Consider the following 22,566-nt stretch of genomic DNA (forward strand, 5'->3'; position numbering starts at 1 on the left):
GACGCGGCGCCCGCCGGCGCCGCGTCCGGGTCACCGGTGCCGGAGCAACCGGTAGTGGTCGACGACCCGTTCGACGGCGGCGTCCCGCTCGGCCGCGTCGTCGTGCTCCTCACCCAGCTCCGCGGCATAGGCGCGCAGCAGCTCGTGCATCCGCCACCGGCCGTCGCGGGGCTGGACCAGCAACTGCGCCCCGAGCTCGGCGAGCAGCCCGCGGGCCGAGCGCAGGGACAGGCCGCCGAGGGCCGCCGCCGCCTCGGTGCTCAGCTCCCCGGCCGGATGCAGCGGCAGCAGCCGGAAGAGCCGGGCCGCCTCGGGAGTCAGGGCCCGGTAGGACCAGGAGAAGATCTTCTCCAGATCGGCGTGCGCGTCACCGAAGCCGGCCAGCCGGCCGTCGGCCTCGGCCAGCTCACCGGCCACCGCGGGCAGGCCGAGCCCGGGCCGGCCGACGCTGCGGGTGGCGACCAGCGCCAGGGCCAGCGGCAACCGGCCGCACCGCGCGACGATCTCGTCGACGGCGGCCGGGTCGGCGGCCGCCGCGTCGCCGAGCCAGCGGGTGAGCAGCTCGCGGGCCTCGGCGTCGGTCAGCAGGTCCAGGTGCAGCGCGTGGGCGCCCGCCGGCCCGGCCACGCCGGTGATCCGGCGGCGGCTGGTGGCGATGACGAGACTGCCGCCGGCGCCGGGCAGCAGGTGCCGGATCTGGTCCCAGTCGCGGCAGTTGTCGAGCAGGATCAACACCCGACGTTCGGCCAGGATGGTGCGGTAGAGACCGGCCTGGGCGTGCAGCTCGGCCGGGATGGCGGCCGGCGCGACCCCGAGGGAACGCAGGAAGCCGCGCAGCGCCTCCGCCGGTGTCATCACCGGGTCGCCGGAGCCGAAACCGCGCAGGTCCGCGTGCAACTGGCCAGCGGGGTAGCGGGCGGCCAGCCGGTGGGCCAGGTGCACGGCGAGGGTGGTCTTTCCGACGCCCGGCATCCCGTCGATGACCAGCGCGGTGGTCGGCCGATCCCCGGCCAGCAGCTCCTCGGCGGCGGCCACGACGGCGTGGCGGCCGGTGAAGTAGGGGTGGTCGGCCGGCAACTGCGCCGGCGCCTCGGCCCGGGTCGGCTGCGACGCCGCCGGCTCGGCGGGCCGCGACCGGGAGCCGTCGACCGGGGCGTCGTGGTCGAGCAGGCTGTCCCGCGCCGCGCGCAGGTCGGCGCCCGGCTGGATGCCGAGCTCGTCGGCGAGCCGGTGCTCGATGTCGGCATACGCCGCGAGGGCCTCGGCCCGCCGGTCGTCCGCGGCGAGGGCGAGCAGCAGCCGCGCCTGCAGTGCCTCGTCCAGCGGCTCGCACTCGGCGGCCAGCCGGAGCGCGGGCAGCACCGCGGGGACGCACCCGGCCCGCAGGGCGGCGTCGGTCGCCGCCCGGACGGCCGCGAACCGCTCGCCGTCGACGGCGACGAACTCCGGATGGTCCCGGCCGCCGGCCCGCAGGCCCGCGGCACACCGGTCGCGCCACAGTGCCAGCGCCTCCCGGTAGAGCTCGACGGCCGGCTCGCCGGAGCTGCCACCGGCCTGGGCCACCAGGCGCCGGAAACGGAGCAGGTCGAGCGACTCCCCGTCGATCCGCAGCCGGTACTCGGCGCCGTCGCGGATCAGCACCGAGCCCGCCGCCCGGGTCGGCAGGCCCGGCTCGAAGCGCCGCCGGAGCATCCCGACGTGCCGGTGCACCACGTTGACCGCGCTGGGTGGCGGGTCGGACTCCCAGAGCAGGTCGACGAGCTCGGCGACGCTGACCGCACCGCCGGCCCGGGCGAGCAGCAACGCCAGGATCAGCCGCTGCTGCCGGGTGCCCAGATCGATTTCGGACCGGCCGCGCCAGGCCCGCACCGGGCCGAGAACGGCGAAGGAGAGCGGGCTGGTCATCCTGATGCGATCCATGCAGCGCTGGTTGCCACGACCGCCACAGCATGGCAGGGACGGACCCCTGTCGCGGCTGTGAGCTTCGACTCAGCGCCCGGATCGCCGGCCGGCGGAGTCGTCCCTGCTCAGGCGGCTTCGAGGCCGGTGCGCAGGGCGCGCAGCGCATGGTGGGTCCGGGACTTCACCGTGCCGATCGGCACTCCCAGCCGGCCCGCGACATCTGCCGGCGACCGCCCGACCAGATAGACCTCGGAGAGCAGGCTGCGCTGCGCCGGGCTCAGCCGACCGAGCGCGTGCCGGATCGCGTGCCCCGCCAGCGCCGTGCCGGTGGTGTCGTCACCAGCGGGAATCCAGGTCATGTCGACGAGGTGGACCTCGGCCGGGCGGCCCCGCCGCCGCCGGACGCCGTCGATGACCAGCCGCCGGGCGACGGTGCAGAGCCACCGGCGGGCGGCGTCGGGCTCGGGCGGCACCGAGTCGAGGTGCCGCCAGGCCCGCAGCATCGTCTCCTGGAGCAGATCCTCGGCGGTCTGCCGCTGGTCCCGGGTCAGCACGAGCAGGAGACGCAGCAGGGCACGGGCGTGGTCCGCGTGCAGCGCGGTCATGCGCTCGGCCCGGCCGGCCGGTGATCCGTCGGGTACCCGCAGCACGGCATCTCCCCATCGGCAGCAGCAACGATGAATGAGGCAGGAGCCTAGGGACGGCGGAGGTGAATGGACTGACGCGGAAGTGCGGATCGAGTGCCGTCGCCGTTCGCGATCGGTCACGGACGCGACGTGACCGCCGCGAGCAGGCCGGCCAGCCGCCGGCCGGTCGGGGTCTGCGCGGACGGGATCAGGGCCAGCGCCTCCCGCCACGCCCCTACCGCGGCGTCCTGGTCGCCGGCGGCGGCGAGTGCGTCGCCGAGCATTGCCAGCACCTCCGCGGCCGGCGCCGACGCCGAGGCTTCCTGGTACGCGACGGCCGCCTCGCGCCAGCAGTCGACCGCCCTGCCGAGCTCCCGGCGGGCGGAATGCACCCGGCCGAACACCTCCCACGCCTCGGCGACGCCCAGCCTGTACCGTGCTCCACGCGACAGCGCCATCGCCTGCTCGGCGCAGCGCACGGCGTCTTCCTCCCGGCGCAGTTCGGCATAGCTCGTGGCCATGATCACCAGGACGTCCGCCAGCAGTTTGTGGTCTCCGGCCCGCCATGGCCCCACCGTCGCGGAGAGCGCCCGCACGACCTCGTCGTGCCGCCCCTGGGCGCTCAGGATCATCGCCCGGTTGATCCCGGCCCGGGTCATCTCGTCGTACAGGCCGAGCCGGGCGAGCAGCTCGACCGCCCGGTCGAGATGCCCGATCGCGGTCTCCTGCTCGTGCCGGAAGTAGGCCGCGCCGGCCAGGCTGCGGTGCATCCGGGCCTGCCCGACCAGGTCGCCGCCCGCCCGGGCGGCCTCGAGGGCCACCTCGCCGGTCGTCGTCCAGTCGACCCACCGGCCGCTGCGTTCGAAGAAGTGCTGCATGCCCAGGGCGAGCTGCCACGCCTCGGTGTGCCGGCCCTGGCGGGCGGCCCGGCCGACCAGCGCGGTCAGGACCTGCCGCTCGGCGGTGAACCAGCGCATGGCGTCGCCGTGCCCGGCGAAGCGCAGCGGAGTCTCGCCCGGCCCCGGCTCGATCATCGGTTGGTACTCGGAGGTCAGCAGCCACCGGTGCGCCTGATAGCCGCTGGCCCGGTAGAACCGCAGGCAGCGCAGCTCCGCGGCGGCGCGCTCGGCCGGGCCGTCGTGCTCCTCACCGAGTTCCGTGGCGTAGGCCAGCAGCAGGTCGTGGACGCGGTATCGGCCCGGCGGGTCTTCGCCGACCAGGTGCGCGCGGCTCAGCTCGCCGAGCAGTGCCCGCGCGGTCCGCAGCGGAACGCCGGCCAGGCCCGCCGCTCCGGCGATCGACATGTCGGGGCCGGGATGGATCGGCAGCAGCCGGAAGAGCCGGGCGGCCGGGGCCGAGAGCGCCTGGTAGGACCAGGAGAAGACGGCACGCAGGTCGGTCTGCGGGTCGTCGCCGTCGAAGCCGTCCAGACTTTCGGGCGCTCGGGCCAGCTCCGCGGCGATCTGCGCCGGTGGCGTCCCCGGCATGCTGGCCGCGCGGGCGGCCACCACGGCCAGCGCGAGCGGCAGCCGCCCGCAGCTGGCGATGATGGCGTCGATCGCGGCCGGGTCCGCCGCGACGCGGCCGGCCCCGAGCGGCCGCAGCAACGCCGCGCGGGCCTCCTCGACGCTCGGCAGGCCGACCGGCAACGGGTGGGCGCCGGCCGTGGTCAGCAGGGTGCTGAGCCGGCTGCGGCTGGTGACGATCACCAGACAGCCGGGGCTGCCCGGCAGCAGGTGTCGGATCTGCTCGACGTCCCGGCAGTTGTCGAGCACGATCAGCATGCGCCGGCCGACCAGGCTGCTGCGGTACATGCCCGCCTGGGCGTGCAGCTCGGCGGGAATGCCCTCCTGCGGCACCCCGAGCGAGCCGAGGAAGCCACGCAGCGCCTCGGCCGGGCTCATGGCCGGCTCCCGCCCGTCGTATCCGCGCAGGTCGACATAGAGCTGCCCGTCGGGGTAGCCGGCGGCGAACCCGTGGGCGAGGTGGACGGCCAGGGCGGTCTTGCCGATCCCGGGCATGCCGTCGATCGCGAGCACCGCCGGCCCGCCCGGGCGCTCGACCGCCGCGCGGGCCTCGGCGATGAGGTCGTCCCGGCCGCTGAAGAAGGGCAGGTCCGGCGGCAGCTGCGCGGGCCGCGGGAGTGGCGCCGGCGACCCGGTACGCGCCGGCTGGGTGCGTTGGTGCAGCAGCCGGTCGTACGCCTCCCGCAGTTCCTCGCCCGGGTCGATGCCCAGGTCGTCGGCGAGCAGGCGGCGCACCACCCGGTACCTCTCGACGGCTTCCGCCTGGCGGCCGTCGGCGGCGAGCGCCAGCAGCAACCGGCTCTGCAGCGACTCGTCGAGCGGGTGCTGCTCGGCGGCCTGCCGCAACGGCGCCAGCACCGCGCTCAGCCGCCCGCAACGCTCGGCGGCGTCGGCGGCCTCGCGCACGGCCTGGGCGCGTTCGGCCTCCACGGCGAGGAACGCCGGATGCAGGCGGGTGGCCGGTTCCAGGCCGGCGGCGCACCGGCCGCGCCACAGCCGAAGCCCGTCGAGAGCATGCCGCAGCGCCGACTCCGGGTCGCCGCCCTGCATGCTCCGGGCCGCCAGCCGGCTCAGCGACCGGAACTTCAGCAGGTCGAGGGACTCCTCGTCGGCGCGCAGCCGGTAGCCGGAGAGCTCCCGGAGGATGTGCCGGCCCGCCGACCGGGTGGGCAGGCCGGGCTCGAGCAGCCGCCGGAGCACCCCGACGTGCCGGTGCACGACGTTCGCGGCGCTGGCCGGGGGCTCCTCGTCCCAGAGCAGGTCGACCACCTCGGCCAGGGAGACCGGTGAACCGGCCCGGACCAGCAGCAACGCGAGCACCAGGCGCTGCTGGCGGGCGCCCAGCGGCAGCTCGGCGCCGGCCCGGACGACCCTGATCGAGCCGAGCACCGAGAAGCCGATCGTCTCGCCCGCCTCCGCCCGCACGCCGGCAACCGTAACCGGCCGCTCCGCCGCCCGGGACGCCGCACGGGGTACGGCCGGACGGCCCCGGCCGACCTCCGGCGCGTCATGGGCCGCCCCACGTGCGACGACGACCCGCCGTCGCGGCGCCATCGGGCCAACGCGCGAAAACGGCAGTTCGCGCGGGTGGTGTGGCCTAGGCTGCAACCGGGCGGGGGCTGGGTATGAGCGATGAGATCGAGGCATTCTTCGTGGCGCTGCCGTCGCGAGGGCGCGCGATGTTGCCGCCGCGAGTCCGGGGAACGCTCCGCGTGGACCTCGTCACCCACGGCTCCAGCGACCATTGGTACGTCGACCTGACCGCGACGGATCAGGTGGTGGTGAACCGGGACGCCCGGGCGGCGGACGCGGTGCTGACGACGACGCCCGCGGTGTTCGCCCGGCTGGTGCGGGGCGAGTCCCCCGCCACGGCCGTGCTGCTGCGCAACGAGGCCAGCGGCGTCGGTGACGCCCGCCTGATCCTCGCGTTCCGGCGGTACTTCCCGTCGCAAGGGGAAACCAGCGATCCGCGGGAGAGCGCGCGGCGGCGGTCACCCCACGGGCAGGCGTGGCGCGAGCGCCTGCGCGCCGGGCTGGGGTGACGGCATGGCGATCCGGAAATCGATCAGCATCCTGGACGGCAACACCTTCCTGGTCTGCGACGGCCGCGGCGACGTGGATCCTTCGCCCAGCGTGCCGACGGGACTGTTCTCCTACGACACCCGGTTCCTGTCCACCTGGCGGTTGAGCCTGAACGGAGAACGGCTGCACGCGCTGTCGGTGGATGACATCCGCTACTACGAGAGCCGGTTCTTCCTCGTGCCCGGCGAACCGACCCACTACGTCGATGCGACGGTGTCGGTGATCCGCGACCGCAGCATCGGCGGCAGCTTCATCGAGGATCTCGCGGTGCTCAACCACACCGACGCCGAGACGACCCTGACCGTCCGCGTCGACATGGGTTCCGACTTCGCCGACATCTTCGAAATCAAGAACCCGCAGGCCAAGAAGGCGCCGGTGCAGGCCATCGTGGAGGAGGGGCGGTTGCGGCTGCGCTACCGCCGGGACCGCTTCCACCGCGAGACGGTGATCTCCAGCTCCGCGCCCGCCCGCGTCGACACGGAGGGCATGACATTCGAGGTGTGCGTACCCCCGCAGTCGGAGTGGCAGACCCGGTTGCACGTACGCACGCTCGTGCTGGGCGCACACGAGCGCGACTTCCGCGAGAGCGTCGAGCTGCGCCGGGCCCGGTCCCCGGAGGAGCTCGACGAGCAGCTGCGGCGATGGACGGCGACCGCCCCCCGGCTCAGCTGCGACAACTCGTCCATGGCCACCGCCTACCGGCAGAGCCTGGTGGACCTGGCCGCGCTGCGCTACACCTCCATCACCATGGCGGAGGAACTGGTGGCCGCCGGGCTGCCGTGGTTCATGACCGTGTTCGGCCGGGACAGCATCTTCACCTGCCTCCAGGCCCTGCCGTTCACCCCGCAGCTCGTGCCCACCACCCTCGGCACGCTCGCCTACGGCCAGGGCAGCCGCGTCGACGACTTCCGGGACGAGGAGCCCGGCAAGATCCTGCACGAGCTGCGCTACGGGGAGTCCGCCGGATTCGAGGAACAACCCCACTCGCCGTACTACGGCGCCGCCGACACGACCCCCCTGTTCGTCATCCTGCTCGACGAGTACGAACGCTGGACCGGCGACGACGCCGTGGTGCGCGCCTACGAGTTCGAGGCCCGCGCCGCCCTGGACTGGATCGACACCTACGGCGACCTGCTCGGCACCGGCTACCTCTGGTACGAGACCCGCAACCGCGACAGCGGCCTGGTCAACCAGTGCTGGAAGGACTCCCCGGACTCGATCTCCTACCGTGACGGGCGCCTGCCACCGTTCCCCCGCGCGACCTGCGAGCAACAGGGCTACGCCTACGACGCCAAGATCCGCGGTGCCCGCCTGGCCCGGCTGTTCTGGAACGATCCCGCCTACGCCGACCGGCTCGAACGCGAGGCCGCCGAGCTGAAGGCCCGGTTCAACGAGGAGTTCTGGATCGCCGACCGTGGGTACTACGCCCTCGCGCTGGACGCGGAGGGCGGCCAGGTCGACGCGCTGTCGTCCAACATCGGGCATCTGCTGTGGAGCGGCATCGTGGACGAGTCCCGCGCGGGCCGGATCGCGGAGCTGCTGCTCAGCGAACGGCTCTTCTCCGGCTGGGGTGTGCGCACCCTGGCGACCGACTGCGCCCGCTACAACCCGCTCGGCTACCACGTGGGCACCGTGTGGCCGTTCGACAACTCGATCATCGCCTGGGGTCTCTGGCGCTACGGCTACCGCCGCGAGGCGGCCACCATCTGCCAGGCCGTCTTCGACGCCGCCGACTACTTCGACGGCCGGCTGCCCGAAGCCTTCGCCGGCTATCCCCGGGCCCGCACCACCTACCCCGTGGAGTACCCGACCGCCTGCAGCCCCCAGGCCTGGTCGGCCGGCACGCCGCTGCTCCTGCTGCGGGTGATCCTCGGCCTGCAGCCCCACGACGAGCACCTCATCATCGACCCGGAGCTCCCGCCCGGGCTGGGCCGGCTGGAGCTGCTCGACATACCCGGGCGCTGGGGCAGGGTCGACGCCCTGGGACGCAGCCGCACCCCGGCCGACGGCCCGCCGGGAGGGGAATGACCCGGCTCCTCGCCCCGTCCCAGCGTGCCGGGCGCGCAAGCTGCCGGGAGCGACCTCAGGTCGACGGCTCCTGCGGGTTGGGCTCGTGCCAGCGGGCGCGCCAGTCCGCCTCGTGCTTCTCGTGGCTGGTCCGCTCTGCGAAGACCGTCTCGTGCAGGGCCTGCCGGGCTTCCGACATCAGCATCACCTCGACCGCCACCAGCCCCACGCAGATCGCGGTCAGCAGGGCGAGGGCGACGAGTGCCGGCAGGTGCGAGGCGACCGGGATGCCGGCGGCGAGGACCAGCACCGCGGCGACCCGGGTCCAGGACAGGGTCCGGAGGGTGCGCAGTTGGAACAGCATGTCGCCGCACAGATAGCAGATCACCCCGCCGAAGAACAGCGGCACTCCCGGGCCGTGCGCGGGCTCGGCGAGGCCGATCCTCGGGTCGGCGATCTCCCGTACGATCTCCTCGGCGCCCAGCGCGAACAGGATGATCCCGGCGATCATCACGAGATGGAAGTAGGCGTAGGCGTCCCGGGCCATGGCCACGCGGGCGCGGCCCTGCGCCACGTGCTGCGCGATGCGGCCGGCGGGCCCGATCACGTCGAAGTGCAGCCACCACAGGGCTGCGGTGAAGATGACGCCGAGCATGGCTGCGGCGACCGCCGGCCAGGTGACCGGATTGCCCAGCAGGTTGCCGCCGACGCCCACCGAGATGATCGACTCGCCCAAGGCGATGATGAGGATCAGGTCGTAGCGCTCGGTCCAGTGCTCGGCGGAGGTCACCACCCAGCCCCAGGCACCGGCGACCAGACCCGAGCTGTACTGGAGCACCACGAGGCTGATCCACAGCGCGTCCCGGGTCAACGCGGCCCGGTCCGGATCGTCGATCCGCGGTGGGATCAGCGCCGCGCCCAGCAGCAGGACGGTGCTCAACACGACCTCCGGGGAATACCTGAGCAGCAGCCGCCGCTCTCCCGGTTTCTCCCTGGCGACGTGCCAGTACAGGAGCAGGTGCACGGCCCGGATCACCAGGTAGCTGAGCGCCACCACCATCGGGCCCGCCGACGCCTGCTTCGGCTCGGCGAACGCCTGCGGGAGGGACAGCGCGAAGGCGAACAGGGCGCTCATCCCGGCCACCATCAACACCGGGACGAAACCCACGCCGAGCCGGACCCGGGTCGCGACCACGGTGTGCACCACCCAGCACCACCAGAGCACCGCGAGCACCAGCATGGCGTGCAGCAACTGCCGGCCGGAGATGCTCGCGGCGGTGGCTCGGGTGATGATGAAGAACGAGAAGACGAAGACGAGGTCGAAGAACACCTCGAACTTGTCCACCCGGGCGCCCGGACCGATCGCGACCGCGGGTCCCAACCGCCCACGCCACCGGAAGCCTGCCATCAACCCACTGTCCCAGCCGGCAGGGAGCGCGGGGCGCGTTCTGATCAACCGCCCCAGGCACGACCGCCAGGTGCCGTGGCCCTGCGCGCGGAGCGGCAAGGGGCGGAACGCCGTCGGCGTTCCGCCCCTTGTTCCTGCGCTGGAGCTAGCGTGCCGCCCGCCGATGGAACGCGCGCTTGGCCCACAGGTACGACATCAGCGAGATCACCGCGCACCAGGCCAGTGCGAGCAGGGCGCTGTTCCCGATCCCGGAGCCGAGCAACAGCCCGCGCAGAGTCTCGATCACCGGCGTGAACGGCTGGTAGTCGGCGAACCACCGCAGGCCGGCCGGCATCGTGTCGGTGGGCACGAAACCGCTGCCCAGGAAGGGCAGGAGCGTCAGGAACATGGGCAGGTTGCTGGCGGTCTCGACGCTGTCGCTGACCAGGCCGAGCGCGACGGACAGCCAGATCAGCGCGAACGCGATCGCGGCGAGCACGCCGGCGACGGCGAGCCACTCGAGCGGGGTGGCGCTGGGACGGAAGCCGATGGCCAGCGAGATGGCGAGCACGACGGCGATGCAGAGCATGGTCTGCACCAGGCTGCCGAGGACGTGTCCGGTCAGGAGGGAGGCGCGGGAGATGGCCATGGTGCGGAAGCGGTCGACGATGCCTTCGGTCATGTCCATGGCGACGGAGATGGCGGTTCCCTGCGCGGCGCCGGTCACGCTGAACAGCAGCATGCCGGGCACCAGGTAGTTGAGGTAGGCGCCGCGGTCGCCGCCTCCGCCGGGGAGTCCGGCGCCGAGCGTCGCGCCGAAGACGTAGACGAACAGCAGCATGAGGACGACGGGGAGGCCGATCAGCATCGCGGTCAGCGAGGGGTAGCGCTGGATGTGGCGGATCTGTCGGCGGAGCATGGTCGCCGAGTCGGTCAGGGTGTAGGCGAGGCTGGTCATCGGTGCTCCCCAGTGATGGCGGCGGACGCGGGCGTGCCGGTGAAGGCGAAGAAGACGTCGTCGAGGTCGGGAGTGTGGATCGAGAGGTGGTCGACCTCGACCTGCGCGTCGTCGAGCCGGTCCAGCAGGGCGCGCAGGGAACGGACGTCGCCGCCGCTGGCAACCTGCAGGGTGAGGGCGTCGTCGTCGCGCTGGGCGACGGCGAGCGTGCGGGCGGCGGCGTGCAGCGCGGTGGTGTCGGCGAAGCGCAGCAGGATGTGTCCGCCGGGGATGCGGCGCTTGAGTTCGTCGGGGGTGCCCTCGACGACGATGCGGCCGTGGTCGAGCACGGCGATGCGGTCGGCGAGCTGGTCGGCCTCGTCGAGGTACTGGGTGGTCAGGAACACGGTGACGCCCTCGGCGACGAGTCCGCGGATGATCTGCCACATGGCGTGCCGGCTGCGCGGGTCGAGGCCGGTGGTGGGCTCGTCGAGGAAGATCAGCCGCGGCTCGCCGACCAGGGTCATCGCCAGGTCGAGGCGGCGGCGCATTCCGCCGGAGTAGACGGAGGCGGGCTTGCGGGCCATCTCGCCGAGGTCGAAGCGCTCGGTGAGCCGGGCGATGCGGCGCCTGCCCTCGGTGCGGCCGAGGTGGTGCAGGTCGGCCATCAGCTTGAGGTTCTCCTCCCCGGTGAGGAGGTTGTCGACGGCCGAGAACTGGCCCGTCACGCCGATCGCCGCCCGTACCCCGTCGGGCTCCCTGGCGAGGTCGTGCCCGGCGACGCGGATCGACCCGTCGTCGGCGGGCACCAGGGTCGACAGGATCCGCACCATGGTGGTCTTGCCGGCGCCGTTGGGCCCGAGCAGCGAGAAGACCGTTCCCTCGCTGACCATGAGATCGATGCCGTCGAGGACGACCTTGTCCCCGAACGTCTTGCGTAGGCCGGACACCGAGATGGCCGGCCGCGTCGCGGTGGTTACCGCCATTGCTCCTCCAAGAAGGGCTTGCACGAGTACGGAGGCGCGCGCCATCGCCGGTCAGGCCGGAAGAGCAGGACCGGTGGTACGAAGGCGTGCGTCATCCCCGGTCCGGGCGGTTCGCCCGGACCGGGCGGTGGGTGGGACGCGTCAGGAGCGGTGGATCACGATGTCGCCGAATCCGGTGCGGGCTCGCACCTCGGCCTTCTCGTCGGTCTCGGCGGGGCCGGTGGCGGCGTCCAGGTCGTTACGAACCTTGCCGAAGTGGGTGTGCAGGTCGAGCCGGGCCGCGGTGCCGCGCCGGACGCCGACCTCGACCCGCCCGGCTGCCGTGCGCAACGTCGCCGACCCGCGCACCAGCTCGGCGATGCGGATGTCGCCGTTGGCGGTGTTCGCCGTGACCGACGCGGCGGCGTGTTCGGCGGCGACGTGCCCGTTGGCCGAATGGACCCGGAGCTCCCCGCCGGCCTCGCCGATCCAGGTGTCGCCGTTGCCGTTCTTGAGCACGGCGTGCCCGGCGACGGTGCGGAGGCTGAGCTTGCCGGAGCCGGTGGTGACCTCGGCGTCGCCTGCCACGTTCTCGGCGATGGCCGCGCCGTAGCCGGTGTGGAGGCTGAGTTTGCCGGTGTCCTCGACCCGCAGGTCACCGGCGCCGGTCTTGAGACGGCAGTCCGCCAGCGGTCCGGTGCAGCTGATCGCGCCGGCGCCCAGCTTCCCGTCCACGCCAGAGCCGGCCGGCAGGTCGATGGTCACCTCGACCGAACCGGTCTTGCCGAAGATGCCGAAGCCCGGTTGCTTGGGACCTCGGACGACGAGGCGGCCGGATGCGCACTCCACTCGCGTCTCCGCGGCCGCGCGCACGTCGCGGTCGTCTGTTTCGTCGGCCGGCCGCACCTGCACGACGGTGTCGGCCCGCGGGCCGGCGGTGATCCGTACGTCGCCCGCGACGAGTTCGACCGACGCCGAGATCGGTCCGGGGGTGTCGAAGGATGGCATGTGGCTCCCCTTTCGGGTGGTCGATGGGGCTGGTGCCGCTAGCGCACCCAGCCGGTGTAGCGCTGGCCCCCGGTCGCGGCGCCGGACCGCCGGGGGGTGTCTGCCGGGTGGTGCTGGTTGGCGCCATCGACGGCAGCGGCTGCCGCCCGGATCAGCCAGGTGTTGATCGACACGCCGGCGCTGGCGGCCGCGTGCTCGACGCGCGCCTTGAGGTGCTCGGGCAGGCGCAGGCTGATCCGTACGGTCGTCTCGTCCTCGCCGTCCGCGGGTGGCTGCGGCAGCGGGTTCGGTGCGGCCGCGGCCGGCGCCTCCGTCTCGTCGGCCCACTGCTCGGCCGGCGGTGGCGTCACCACGAAGCTCGGCTCCCGGTTGCGCAGGCGCAGGTCGACGGAGCCGGGCGCGAGATCGCGAGTGATCTCGGTGGCCGCCTCGGAGAGCGCATCCAGCAGGGCGAGCCGGATCGCCGACTCCAACGGTGCGGTGAGCCGCTCGGCCAGTTCCCGGGCGTCGTCACCGCCGGTCGCGGCGGCCAGCGCGAGCTGATGCCGGATGGCGTCGACATGAGCGCGAAGTTCCATGACGCCATCATGGCATCACGGTGATGCCATGCGCAAGGGAGATGATGCCAGCCTCGACGAGCCGGCCCGGTCGTAGGCTGGCATCTCCCCCGTGATGGACAGGAGGCTGAGGTGACCGGGACGACGGTGGCCGAGGTGATGGCCGAGTTGGCCGAGCTCGAGGACCCGAGGGCACGCCAGGTCAACGAGAAACACGGTGACGATCACGGCGTGAACCTCAGCAGGCTGCGCGCGCTCGCGAAGCGACTGAAGACGCAGCAGGAACTCGCGTGCCAGCTCTGGGCGACGGAGGACACCGCGGCGAGACTGCTAGCGCTCCTCATCTGCCGTCCGAAGGCGTTCGAGCGCGACGAGCTGGACGTCATGTTGCGGGGGGCCCGCACCCCCAAGGTCCACGACTGGCTCGTGAGCTACGTGGTGAGGAAGAGCCCGCACTCCGAAGAGCTGCGCCTGGCCTGGTCCGCCGATCCGGATCCGGTGGTCGCGAGTGCCGGTTGGGCGCTGACCACCGAACGCGTGGCGAAGAAGCCCGCCGGCCTCGACCTCACCGGACTGCTCGACGTCATCGAGGCGGAGATGAAGGACGCCCCGGATCGCCTGCAGTGGGCGATGAACCACTGCCTGGCGCAGATCGGGATCGAGCACGCCGAGCACCGCGCCCGGGCGATCGACATCGGCCGGCGCCTGGAGGTCCTCAAGGACTATCCGACGTCCCCGGGCTGCACGTCTCCGTTCGCGCCCATCTGGATCAGCGAGATGGTGCGCCGACAGCACGAGAAGTAGGTGTGTGTCGGCGGGCGGGGGCGAGGCCGCGGCGGTATGCGCGTGGCGAGAGGCCGGTGGTGCGCTTGAACGCCACGCTGAGCGCGCTCTCGGAGCCGTACCCGACGGCCCGGGCGATGCTGGACAGGGTGTCGTCGCTCCGGCGGATCCGGTCGGCGGCGAGTTCGATCCGCCAGCCGGTGAGATACTCCAGCGGGCCCCGGCCGACGACCTCCTTGAACCGGGCGGCCAGCGTGGACCGGGAGACCGCGGCGACCCGGGCCAGCTCGGCCACGGTCCAGGGCTGGGCCGGGCGGGCGTGCATCGCCCGCAGCGCGGGGGCGAGCACCGGATCGGCCACGGCGGCCAGCCAACCGGTGCCGCCGGCCCGGGCGAGGTGCAGGCGCAGGGTCCGGATCAGCATGACCAGGGCGAGGTGCTCGGCGACCAGCGTGCCGCCCAGCGGCGCCGCCCGCAGCTCGTTGTCGATCTCCCCCATCGCCCAGCGCACGGTCGCGGCCTCGGGCGTCGCGGCGGGCACGTGGATGACCGGTGGCAGGGCGTCGAGGAGCAGGGCACGGGCGCGCTCGGTGAAGGAGAACGCGCCGCCGATGAGGAGCACGTCGTCACCGACGCCGGCACGGGCGACGCCGTCGACGGCCTCGGCGAAGAGCGGCCCGGCCGGTTCGGGAGGGATGCCGGGGTCGCTTGCCAGCGTGAACCCCAGGGGCCTGGTCAGCAGGAAACAGTCGCCCTCGACCAGGTTCACCGGCTCGGGCACGCCGTCGACCCACAGGAGGCAACTGCCGCGCCGGACCGAGTTGAACTTGACGCCGGCCGGCGGGTCGAAGCGCACCGCCCAGCGCCCGCCACCGGCGAGCGCTGCGGATATGTGGCTGGTCGCGCCGACCAGCGCGAGCACGTTCACCGCCCGCACCACCGCCGCCGAGATCCTCGACGGCGTCGACCTCACCGGTCGCCGGATGATCGTCACCGGCGGCGCCTCCGGCATCGGCAGCGAGACCGTCCGCGCCCTGGCCGGGGCCGGGGCGGAGGTCACCGTCGCCACCCGCAACCCGGCGAGCGCCGACGAGCTGGTGGCCGAGTTCGCCGGGCCCGGCCCGGGCGTCGTGCGGGCGGCCGCCCTCGACCTAGCCGACCTGGCCTCGGTCGACGCCTTCGTCGCGGCCTGGGAGGGTCCGCTGCACGCGCTCGTCGCCAACGCCGGGATCATGGCGATCCCGACCCGCCGGCTCGCCCGGCAGGGCTGGGAACTTCAGCTCGGCACCAACTACCTCGGCCACTTCGCGCTGGTCCGCGGCCTGCACGACAACCTGCGCGCCGCCGGCTCGGCCCGGGTGGTGATCGTCAGCTCCGGGGCGCACCTGTGGGGCGCCTTCGACTTCGCGGACCCGCAGTTCGAGCAGCAGCCGTACGAGCCGTGGACGGCGTACGCCCGGTCGAAGACCGCGGGCGTCCTGCTCGCCGTGGGTATCGCCCAGCGTTGGGCCGCCGACGGCATCACCGCCACCGCGCTCAACCCCGGCTACATCAACACCAACCTGCAGCGCCACCTGGACGACGAGACCCTGCGGGCGCACGGGGTGTTGGACGAGGCGGGCAACCGGATCGACCTGCCGTACTACAAGACGCCCGCCCAGGGCGCGGCGACCTCGGTGCTGCTGGCGGCGTCGCCGCTGGTCGAGGGGGTCACCGGCCGGTACTTCGAGGACAACCAGGAGGTCGAGGTGGTGGCCGGCGGCCGGGAGGCCACGGGAGGGGTGGCGGCGCACGCCATGGACGACGCCGCAGCCGGTCCCACCCTTGCCGGACGGGCTGCGGCGTCGTCGAGCTACCGGCTGTCCCCGGCGGGTGGCGTCGGCCGCACCGACGTCTTCGCGGCCAGTCGCGCGGTCAGCCGCTCGTCGAGGTACGCGGCCACCTGGGCGTCCTGGCCCGCGGTCAGTGTCGTACGGCAGAGATACCGCTCATGCTGGTCGGCGCAGTCCAGGCGGTACGCCTCCCGCATACGACTGACATGCTTGATCGCCGTCCACGGCAGCCGCAGCGAGGTGTGGGCGGTGTGCCACTCGATGGCATCCGCGGTGAACACGTACCGCAGGGGCGCCAGCAATTCCGGGTTGCGTCGCCGGTACAGCGGACCGTTCATCAACCCGGCGAGGCACCAGACCACCCCGAACGGGAAGCCGAACAGCCCGGCGAAGAACCACGCGCCCTCGGCCAGGAACGTGCCGAGGCTCGTGATGGACAGCAGCAGACCAGCGAGGACGAACATGCGGCTGGTCCGTCGCAGGTCTCGCCGCAGCAACCGCGCGAACCGGGCGTCAGGGGTGACCACCAGATCGAACCCGTTCTGGAGGCCTACGTTGCCGAGCTTGGCGTCGCCCACCTGCACCCCTCGTCGTCTCCGGTATGAGCCCGTCGAGGAATCTAGACCCTGCCGCCCCGGCGAGCCAGATCGCCGAGCGCGACGCCCGGTCGCGACCTCCCCATACTGAGGTGGTGACGCCGCACGCTGGCGTGTCGTCGTGTCGCGCCGGCGTCGGTCCGGATCACCGCTGCGCCGAGGCAAGGAGATTCAGCCGTGACCACATTCGACCAGCACGCCAGCGTGCGCTACCTCGTTGACGACGTCCAGGCGGCCGTCGACTTCTACACCACCCATCTCGGCTTCACCCTGAACAGCAGCGCCGCACCCGCCTTCGCCGATGTGGTGCGCGGCCCGCTGCGGCTGCTGCTGTCCGGGCCGGCCAGTTCCGGCGCCCGGGCAACCCCTGACGACGCCACCAGCCCGGGCCGTAACCGCATCCACCTCGTCGTCGAGGACCTGGACGACGAGATCGACCGACTTCGCGGCGCGGGACTCCGGTTCCGCAGCGAGCTGGTCTCCGGGCCCGGCGGGCGCCAGATCCTGCTCGCCGACCCCGCCGGCAACCTGATCGAGCTGTTCCAACCCGCCCACACGTCCCCCGCCACACCGACGACCTGACCGCGGTCAGACGGTGCGGCGGGAGCGGGCCAACGCGAGCCAGCCGAGGCCTGCGGCGATCAGCCCGATCGCCAGGGCCGCGAAGCCGCCGACGATTCCGTAGCCGGTGCCGGGACCACCCTCGGCCGCGGCCACCACCAGCCCGCCGATGACCATGCCGGTCAGCCCCGCGGCCAGGGCCACCAGGGCCCCCCTCCGGCCGCTGCCGTTGCCGACACGACCGGCGGAGCGGGCCAGAGCCAGGGCACCGATGACCACGCCCGCCAGCGCCACCAGCGCGGCCGCGGTGCCCACGAGTCGCCCGGTGGTCAGGGTGTACGCATCGACGGTGGCGGCGGACCGGGTCGAGACGTGCGCGGCCGCTGGTGTGGCCAGTCCGAACCCCCCGAGCAGGGCGGCAGCGGCGGCGGTGAACAGGTGACGGGCGGACATGAGCTGCTCCTTCTCCTCCTACGACCGGATGTGGCTGATCCTGTCCGCCGGACCCACCACCAGTCGTCCTGCCGACGCGGGCACTTCACGCTGCCGCAGGCGGCGCATCCGGCTGCCGCGGCTGTCGCAGAAGCCGGGACGGTACCGCGTCCGCGGTACCTGGCCGGTCATCCGCGCGCAGGATCCGCCCCGGGCAGGCAGGCGGTTAGGGTGCGCGCATGAGCAGGGGACGGATCGGCGTCAGGGACTGGGCTGTCGCCGTCGGCGTGGCGGCGATCCTGCTGGTCACGGGGCTGTCCGGGCAGCACTCCGCCACCGGCCTCGACCTGCTCGGCTACGCGCTGCTGGCGGCCGGCGGCCTGGTGCTGGCCGCACGCCGCCGCGCGCCGGTTCCCGTCCTGGCCGTCACCGGGCTGTGCGCGGTGGGTTACCAGGCGGCCGGTTTCGACGTGCCTGCCGTCGCGTACCTGTTCGCGGTCTACGGCGCCGTGCGGGCGGGACATCGCGCCGTCACGGTGGCGGCGAGCGTGATCATGCTGGCCGCTCTTCCCCTCGCGGCGATGGCCTCGGGCCTGCACGACACGGGCGAGGCGTTCGCGCAGGCCCGCGGTGCCCTCGAGCTGGCCTGGCTGATCGCGGCCGGCGCGGCGGGTGAGGCGCTGCGGCAGGCCGAGCGCCGGGCGGACGAGGCCGAGCGCACGCGTGAGGAGACCGCGCGGCGTCGCGCCGACGAGGAGCGGCTGCACATCGCGCGGGAGTTGCACGACTCGCTCACCCACCAGATCTCCGTCATCAAGGTGCAGGCCGAAGTCGCCGTCCATCTGGCCAACAAGCGGGGTGAACAGGTGCCCGAGGCCCTGCTGGCGATCCGCGAGGCCGGTCGTGAGGCGGCCCGGGAACTGCGCGCGACCCTGGAGGCGCTGCGCGACGACGACAGGAACCCGCCGCGTGGACTCGACCAGGTCCCGGAACTGGTGCAACGGGCCCGGACGACCGGCCTGGACGCGAGGCTGACGATCGAGGGAGACCGGAACGACGTGCCGGCCGCCGTGGACCGGACCGCTTACCGGATCGTTCAGGAGTCGCTGACCAACGTCGCCCGTCACGCCGCTGCCGCCACCGCGTGGGTCCGGATCGACTACCGGCCCGACGCCCTGGTCATCCGGGTCGACGACGACGGAAGGACCACGTCGGACACCGCGCCGGCGCCCGGCGTCGGGCTGCTCGGGATGCGGGAACGGGTCACGGCCCTCGGCGGTCACCTGCGGGCGGCGCCGCGCCGCGAGGGCGGCTTCACCGTCCAGGCCGAACTTCCCGTGGACCAGCTGTCGTGATCCGTGTCCTGCTGGTCGACGACCAGCCGCTCATTCGCAGCGGATTCCGTGCGCTCCTCGACATCGAGGACGACATCGAGGTGGTGGCCGAGGCCGCCGACGGCCGCGAGGGCGTGGCGCTGGCCAGGGAGCACCTGCCCGACATCGCGCTCATCGACATCCAGATGCCGGTCGTCGACGGCATCGAGGCGACCCGGCGCATCGCCGCGGACCCAACCCTGGCCGGGGTGCACGTCGTCATCCTGACCAACTACGGCCTGGACGAGTACGTCTTCAACGCGCTGCGCGCCGGCGCGGCCGGATTCCTCGTCAAGGACATCCAGCCGGAGGACTTCCTGCACGCCGTACGCGTCGCCGCGCGTGGCGACGCCCTGCTCGCGCCATCGATCACCCGCAAGCTGATCAACCGGTACGTCACCCAGCCGCTCCACACCGGCGCCGACGCGGGGCTGGAAGAGCTGACCAACCGCGAACGCGAGGCCGTCGCCCTGGTCGCGCAGGGCCTGTCCAACGACCAGATCGCCCACCGCATGGTGATCAGCCCGATGACCGCGAAGACCCACGTCAACCGAGCCATGACCAAGCTGCACGCCCGCGACCGCGCCCAACTCGTGGTTCTCGCCTATGAATCCGGCCTGGTAACCCCGCGCAACTCCTGACTCCTGGCCTTTCCCACCGGCCGGGCGAAGGCGTCCCCGACCGGCCTCCGAATTCATCGGAACAGGCTTACGGGACCCATTTCCTGTCCTTTACCTGATGGCACGATCAGGCTGCGGATTTCTGTTCGCGGCTGTTCCCGACAGAAAATGCGACACCTGGCCGCCCGTCCCGTCCGGACCGACTGTCCCGGCGTTTCCGCTTTAGGCAACTGTCGGACCGGAATTCTCGCCGCCTTTCGACAACCGGCCTTCGCCCGCCTTGCCAGCAGTTACGGTCCTTTAGCGTGACCATTGTTCGTATTGCAGCCGTGGTGCTCAGCGCCCTGTTGACCACACCAGCCGCGGTGGCCGGGCCGTCGGCGTCGGCGGCGTCCGCGCCGTACGTGCCGTGCCCGGCCGTGAAGCCGCCGGTGCCCCCGCCCGCCGCACCGTCGCCGCCACCGGTCGGTCCCGCCGACCTGGCCGTCGGCGGAGAGACGCTGGCGACGGCGGGCCTGGCCATTCCGGCGGGTGCGCCGATGGCGCCGGCGGTGACCGCCACCTCGTGGGTCGTGGCCGACCTCGACAGTGGCGCGGTGCTGGGTGGCTGCGGCCCGCACGAACGCCGCACGCCGGCCAGCGTGCAGAAGATGCTGCTGGCCGCGGCCCTGATGCCCAAACTCGACCCCACGCAGGTGGTCGAGGTGACCCGGGCGGATCTGCAGGATCTCGATCCGGCCAGTTCGCTCATGGGGGTGGCGGTGGGCGGCCGTTACTCGGTCGAGAGCCTGTGGCTGGGGCTTCTCCTCAAATCGGGAAACGACGCGGCCAACGTGCTGGCCCGCGCCGGCGGCGGCACCGCCGGGCGGCAGGGCGGCGTGCAGGCCATGAACGACGAGGCACGCCGACTGGGCGCCAACCAGACCCATGCGGCGACACCGTCCGGCCTGGACGGTCCCGGCCAGTACACCAGCGCGTACGACCTGGCGCTGATCGCTCGCGCCACCTACGCCCGCGCGGACTTCCGGCGATACATCGCCACGCGGGTGGCGGAGATTCCGGCCGGGTCGGGAACGCCGGGCTTCTCCATCACCCACGACAACACGCTGCTGGACCACTACCCGGGAACGCTCGGCGGGAAGACGGGCTTCACCGACCTGGCGCGACAGACGTACGTGGGGGTGGCCGAACGTAACGGCCGGCGGCTCGCCGTGACCCTGCTCGGCGCGGAGACCGCGCCGCTGGGCAGCCTGGGCGAGGCGGCAGCGCTGCTCGACTGGGGCTTCGCTCTCCCGCCCGGCGCGTCGGCCGGCCGCCTGGTCACGCCGGACGAGAAGAAGCAGGAGCGTCCCGTTGCCGCCGCCAGAAGCGAGGGGCACGGCCAGGCCGCGGCAGGACGCTCGTTCTCGATGGCGGCCGTCCTCAGCCTCGGCAGCGCCGCCGCCCTGCTGGCCGTCCTCCTCCTGGCTGTCCCGTGGCGACACAGGGCCGCGCGCCGGGCGGCCGACCCGCAGGAAGCGCTCGCTGAAAAGGCAGCACCGTAGCCGTCGGCGGTCGCGGTAGGTTCCACGTCATGGCCACGACCGCCGACGTGCGTCACGAGCTCGCCAGCCTCGCCGACCCGCGGCGGGCGGACGGATCGAGCCGGTTTCTGCAGATGGTTCCGGGCGGGTACGGCGAGGGCGACCGGGCCATCGGTGTCTCCGTGCCGGAACAGCGCAGGGTGGCCGCCCGTTACTGGCGCGAACTCTCTCTGGCCGAGACGGCGGAACTGCTGGCCAGTGGCGTGCACGAGGAGCGGCTGACGTCGCTGTTCATCCTGGTGCGGAAGTTCGCCAAGGGCGACGAGGAGGAACGGGGCCGGATCTTCCGCATCGTCCTGGCCAACACCGGCCGCATCAACAACTGGGACCTGGTGGACTCGTCCGCTCCGTACATCGTCGGGCCCTGGCTGATCGACAAGGATCGGAGCGTCCTGGATCAGTTGGCCGGGTCGAGCCTGGTGTGGGACCGGCGCATCGCCATCATGGCGACCTTCGCCTTCATCAAGGCCGGTGACTTCCACTGGACCTTCCGCCTCAGCGACCGGCTCCTGCGTGACCCGCACGACCTCGTCCAGAAGGCGGTGGGCTGGATGCTGCGCGAGGTCGGCAACCGCGACAGGGCGGCCGAGGAGGAGTTTCTGGCCCGACGCTACGGGGTCATGCCGCGGGTCATGCTGCGCTACGCGATCGAGAAGTTCGAACCGCAGCGACGCCGGGACTACCTGTCCGGCGTGGTCTGAGGCGGGCGCCACGCGTCGCGCGTCAGGACTCGCGGGACGGATATTTCACGGGACACGGGCGACACATCCGGCTAGCGTCCACGGACATCCGCGACCGGGGAGGGCCAGAATGTCGGGTGGTCGGATGCACGAGGACGAGGTGCGCACGGACAGCGCCCTGGTCCAACGGCTGATCGCTCGGCAGTTCCCGCAGTGGGCGGGCCGGCCGGTCACGCCCGTGCCCTCCGCCGGCACGGTCAACGCGATCTACCGGCTCGGCGACGACCTCGCGGTCCGGCTGCCCCGCATCGAAGACTCGGTCGGCCAGGTCGAGTTCGAGCACGAGTGGCTGCCTGTCCTCGCGAGGCACCTGCCGGTCGCGGTGCCGCAGCCGTGCGCCGTCGGCAGGCCGGCCGAAGGGTATCCGTGGTCCTGGGCGGTCTACCGCTGGGTCGACGGCGAGCATCCGACCGAGGGCAACACCGATCCGCGACGGTTCGCCGCCGACCTCGGCGCGTTGGTGGCCGGCCTGCGGCTGGCGGACACCACCGGCGCCCGCGCCGGATATCGCAGCGGTCCGCTGAGCGGCCGTGACGAATACCTGCGGGAGTGGACCGAGGCCGCGCGGGGCATGGTCGACGTCGACGCGGTCATCTCCGTCTGGGAGGCGGCGCTGGCTGCGCCGGCCTGGGACGGTCCGCCCGTCTGGAGCCACGGCGACCTGCTGGCGGGCAACGTGCTCGTCAAGGACGGCCGGCTGTGCGGCCTGATCGACTTCGGCGCGGCGGGCGTCGGCGACCCCGCCTGCGATGCGATGGCGGCGTGGACCCTGCTCGACTCCGACTCGCGCCAGGTGTTCCGCGAGACGGCAGGGTTCGACGACGCGACCTGGACGCGCGGCAAGGGTTGGGCGCTGACCTTCATCAGCGCGCTGACCTACTACCGGGAGACCAACCCCACCATGTACGCCCTCGCCCAGCGGGCGGTCGGAGCGGTCCTGTCGGACGGCGCCTGACCGCCAGGAACCTCGCCAAGCCGGTCACCCTGGCCAGGGCCGGGGATCGCGTGCCAGTAAGGCAGGTAAACGGCCTGATGCCGACCAGGTCAAC

Annotated in this window: 20 protein-coding genes; 10 read left to right on the forward strand and 10 right to left on the reverse strand. The window is 72.9% G+C overall.

Translation table 11 applies throughout. The features are described from left to right. Positions 1-30: 30 nt before the first annotated feature. The 3 genes from ABZV78_RS06085 to ABZV78_RS06095 form a co-directional block, all read right to left on the reverse strand. Complete coding sequence (locus ABZV78_RS06085) at positions 31-1,920, reverse strand: BTAD domain-containing putative transcriptional regulator (protein WP_355635765.1); 1,890 nt, start codon at positions 1,918-1,920, stop codon at positions 31-33. 107 nt (positions 1,921-2,027) lie between these two features. After that, positions 2,028-2,552, reverse strand: a complete 525-nt coding sequence (locus ABZV78_RS06090; RefSeq protein WP_355635767.1) for a sigma-70 family RNA polymerase sigma factor — start codon at positions 2,550-2,552, stop codon at positions 2,028-2,030. Between the two features lie 113 nt (positions 2,553-2,665). Next, entirely contained in the window at positions 2,666-5,479 is a 2,814-nt protein-coding gene (locus ABZV78_RS06095) for a BTAD domain-containing putative transcriptional regulator (RefSeq protein WP_355635769.1), read from the reverse strand. 200 nt (positions 5,480-5,679) lie between these two features. Here ABZV78_RS06095 and ABZV78_RS06100 point away from each other — a divergent pair, with 200 nt between their 5' ends. Both ABZV78_RS06100 and ABZV78_RS06105 read left to right on the forward strand, forming a co-directional pair. Then, positions 5,680-6,096, forward strand: coding sequence for an SCP2 sterol-binding domain-containing protein (locus ABZV78_RS06100; protein WP_355635771.1), 417 nt, complete (start codon positions 5,680-5,682; stop codon positions 6,094-6,096). 4 nt (positions 6,097-6,100) lie between these two features. After that, positions 6,101-8,164, forward strand: coding sequence for a glycogen debranching N-terminal domain-containing protein (locus ABZV78_RS06105; RefSeq protein ID WP_355635773.1), 2,064 nt, complete (start codon positions 6,101-6,103; stop codon positions 8,162-8,164). Between the two features lie 55 nt (positions 8,165-8,219). On the opposite strand, the gene ABZV78_RS06110 is transcribed toward ABZV78_RS06105, so the two are convergent. The 5 genes from ABZV78_RS06110 to ABZV78_RS06130 all read right to left on the reverse strand — a co-directional run bounded on the left by ABZV78_RS06110 (position 8,220) and on the right by ABZV78_RS06130 (position 13,018). After that, entirely contained in the window at positions 8,220-9,551 is a 1,332-nt protein-coding gene (locus ABZV78_RS06110) for a low temperature requirement protein A (RefSeq protein WP_355635775.1), read from the reverse strand. 145 nt (positions 9,552-9,696) lie between these two features. Then, entirely contained in the window at positions 9,697-10,488 is a 792-nt protein-coding gene (locus ABZV78_RS06115) for an ABC transporter permease (protein WP_355635777.1), read from the reverse strand. Continuing rightward, positions 10,485-11,453, reverse strand: a complete 969-nt coding sequence (locus ABZV78_RS06120) for an ATP-binding cassette domain-containing protein (RefSeq protein WP_355635779.1) — start codon at positions 11,451-11,453, stop codon at positions 10,485-10,487. The genes ABZV78_RS06115 and ABZV78_RS06120 overlap by 4 nt, the downstream gene beginning before the upstream one ends. A gap of 141 nt (positions 11,454-11,594) precedes the next feature. Beyond that, positions 11,595-12,440, reverse strand: coding sequence for a DUF4097 family beta strand repeat-containing protein (locus ABZV78_RS06125; protein WP_355635781.1), 846 nt, complete (start codon positions 12,438-12,440; stop codon positions 11,595-11,597). A gap of 38 nt (positions 12,441-12,478) precedes the next feature. Next, on the reverse strand, positions 12,479-13,018 hold the full coding sequence (locus tag ABZV78_RS06130) for a toxin-antitoxin system HicB family antitoxin (RefSeq protein ID WP_355635783.1): 540 nt from the start codon (positions 13,016-13,018) through the stop codon (positions 12,479-12,481). A 111-nt stretch (positions 13,019-13,129) separates the two neighbouring features. Here ABZV78_RS06130 and ABZV78_RS06135 point away from each other — a divergent pair, with 111 nt between their 5' ends. Continuing rightward, positions 13,130-13,801, forward strand: coding sequence for a DNA alkylation repair protein (locus tag ABZV78_RS06135; protein WP_355635785.1), 672 nt, complete (start codon positions 13,130-13,132; stop codon positions 13,799-13,801). Here ABZV78_RS06135 and ABZV78_RS06140 read toward each other — a convergent pair. Next, positions 13,767-14,708, reverse strand: a complete 942-nt coding sequence (locus ABZV78_RS06140) for an AraC family transcriptional regulator (protein ID WP_355635787.1) — start codon at positions 14,706-14,708, stop codon at positions 13,767-13,769. The genes ABZV78_RS06135 and ABZV78_RS06140 overlap by 35 nt on opposite strands. Here ABZV78_RS06140 and ABZV78_RS06145 point away from each other — a divergent pair. Further along, a complete protein-coding gene (locus ABZV78_RS06145; RefSeq protein ID WP_355635789.1) occupies positions 14,671-16,299 on the forward strand; it encodes an SDR family NAD(P)-dependent oxidoreductase in 1,629 nt (542 codons plus the stop codon). The two genes, ABZV78_RS06140 and ABZV78_RS06145, sit on opposite strands and share 38 nt — an antisense overlap. A gap of 86 nt (positions 16,300-16,385) precedes the next feature. Continuing rightward, positions 16,386-16,790 (forward strand): VOC family protein, encoded by a 405-nt coding sequence (locus ABZV78_RS06150; RefSeq protein WP_355635791.1) that lies wholly within the window; start codon positions 16,386-16,388, stop codon positions 16,788-16,790. 6 nt (positions 16,791-16,796) lie between these two features. On the opposite strand, the gene ABZV78_RS06155 is transcribed toward ABZV78_RS06150, so the two are convergent. After that, positions 16,797-17,222: a DUF6223 family protein gene (locus ABZV78_RS06155; protein WP_355635793.1), complete on the reverse strand. Its 426-nt coding sequence runs from the start codon at positions 17,220-17,222 to the stop codon at positions 16,797-16,799. A 218-nt stretch (positions 17,223-17,440) separates the two neighbouring features. Between ABZV78_RS06155 and ABZV78_RS06160 the strand changes: the two genes are divergently transcribed. The 5 genes from ABZV78_RS06160 (at position 17,441) to ABZV78_RS06180 (ending at position 22,472) form a co-directional block, all read left to right on the forward strand. Further along, positions 17,441-18,556, forward strand: coding sequence for a histidine kinase (locus tag ABZV78_RS06160; protein WP_355635794.1), 1,116 nt, complete (start codon positions 17,441-17,443; stop codon positions 18,554-18,556). Then, entirely contained in the window at positions 18,553-19,215 is a 663-nt protein-coding gene (locus ABZV78_RS06165; RefSeq protein WP_355635796.1) for a response regulator transcription factor, read from the forward strand. The genes ABZV78_RS06160 and ABZV78_RS06165 overlap by 4 nt, the downstream gene beginning before the upstream one ends. Positions 19,216-19,499: 284 nt before the next feature. Then, positions 19,500-20,738 (forward strand): D-alanyl-D-alanine carboxypeptidase, encoded by a 1,239-nt coding sequence (locus ABZV78_RS06170; RefSeq protein WP_355635798.1) that lies wholly within the window; start codon positions 19,500-19,502, stop codon positions 20,736-20,738. Positions 20,739-20,767: 29 nt separating this feature from the next. Beyond that, complete coding sequence (locus ABZV78_RS06175) at positions 20,768-21,478, forward strand: DNA alkylation repair protein (RefSeq protein ID WP_355635800.1); 711 nt, start codon at positions 20,768-20,770, stop codon at positions 21,476-21,478. Between the two features lie 124 nt (positions 21,479-21,602). Further along, positions 21,603-22,472, forward strand: coding sequence for an aminoglycoside phosphotransferase family protein (locus tag ABZV78_RS06180; RefSeq protein ID WP_355635802.1), 870 nt, complete (start codon positions 21,603-21,605; stop codon positions 22,470-22,472). Positions 22,473-22,566 lie beyond the last annotated feature (94 nt).

It is taken from the genome of Micromonospora sp. NPDC004540, assembly GCF_040610095.1.
Lineage (GTDB): Bacteria > Actinomycetota > Actinomycetes > Mycobacteriales > Micromonosporaceae > Micromonospora.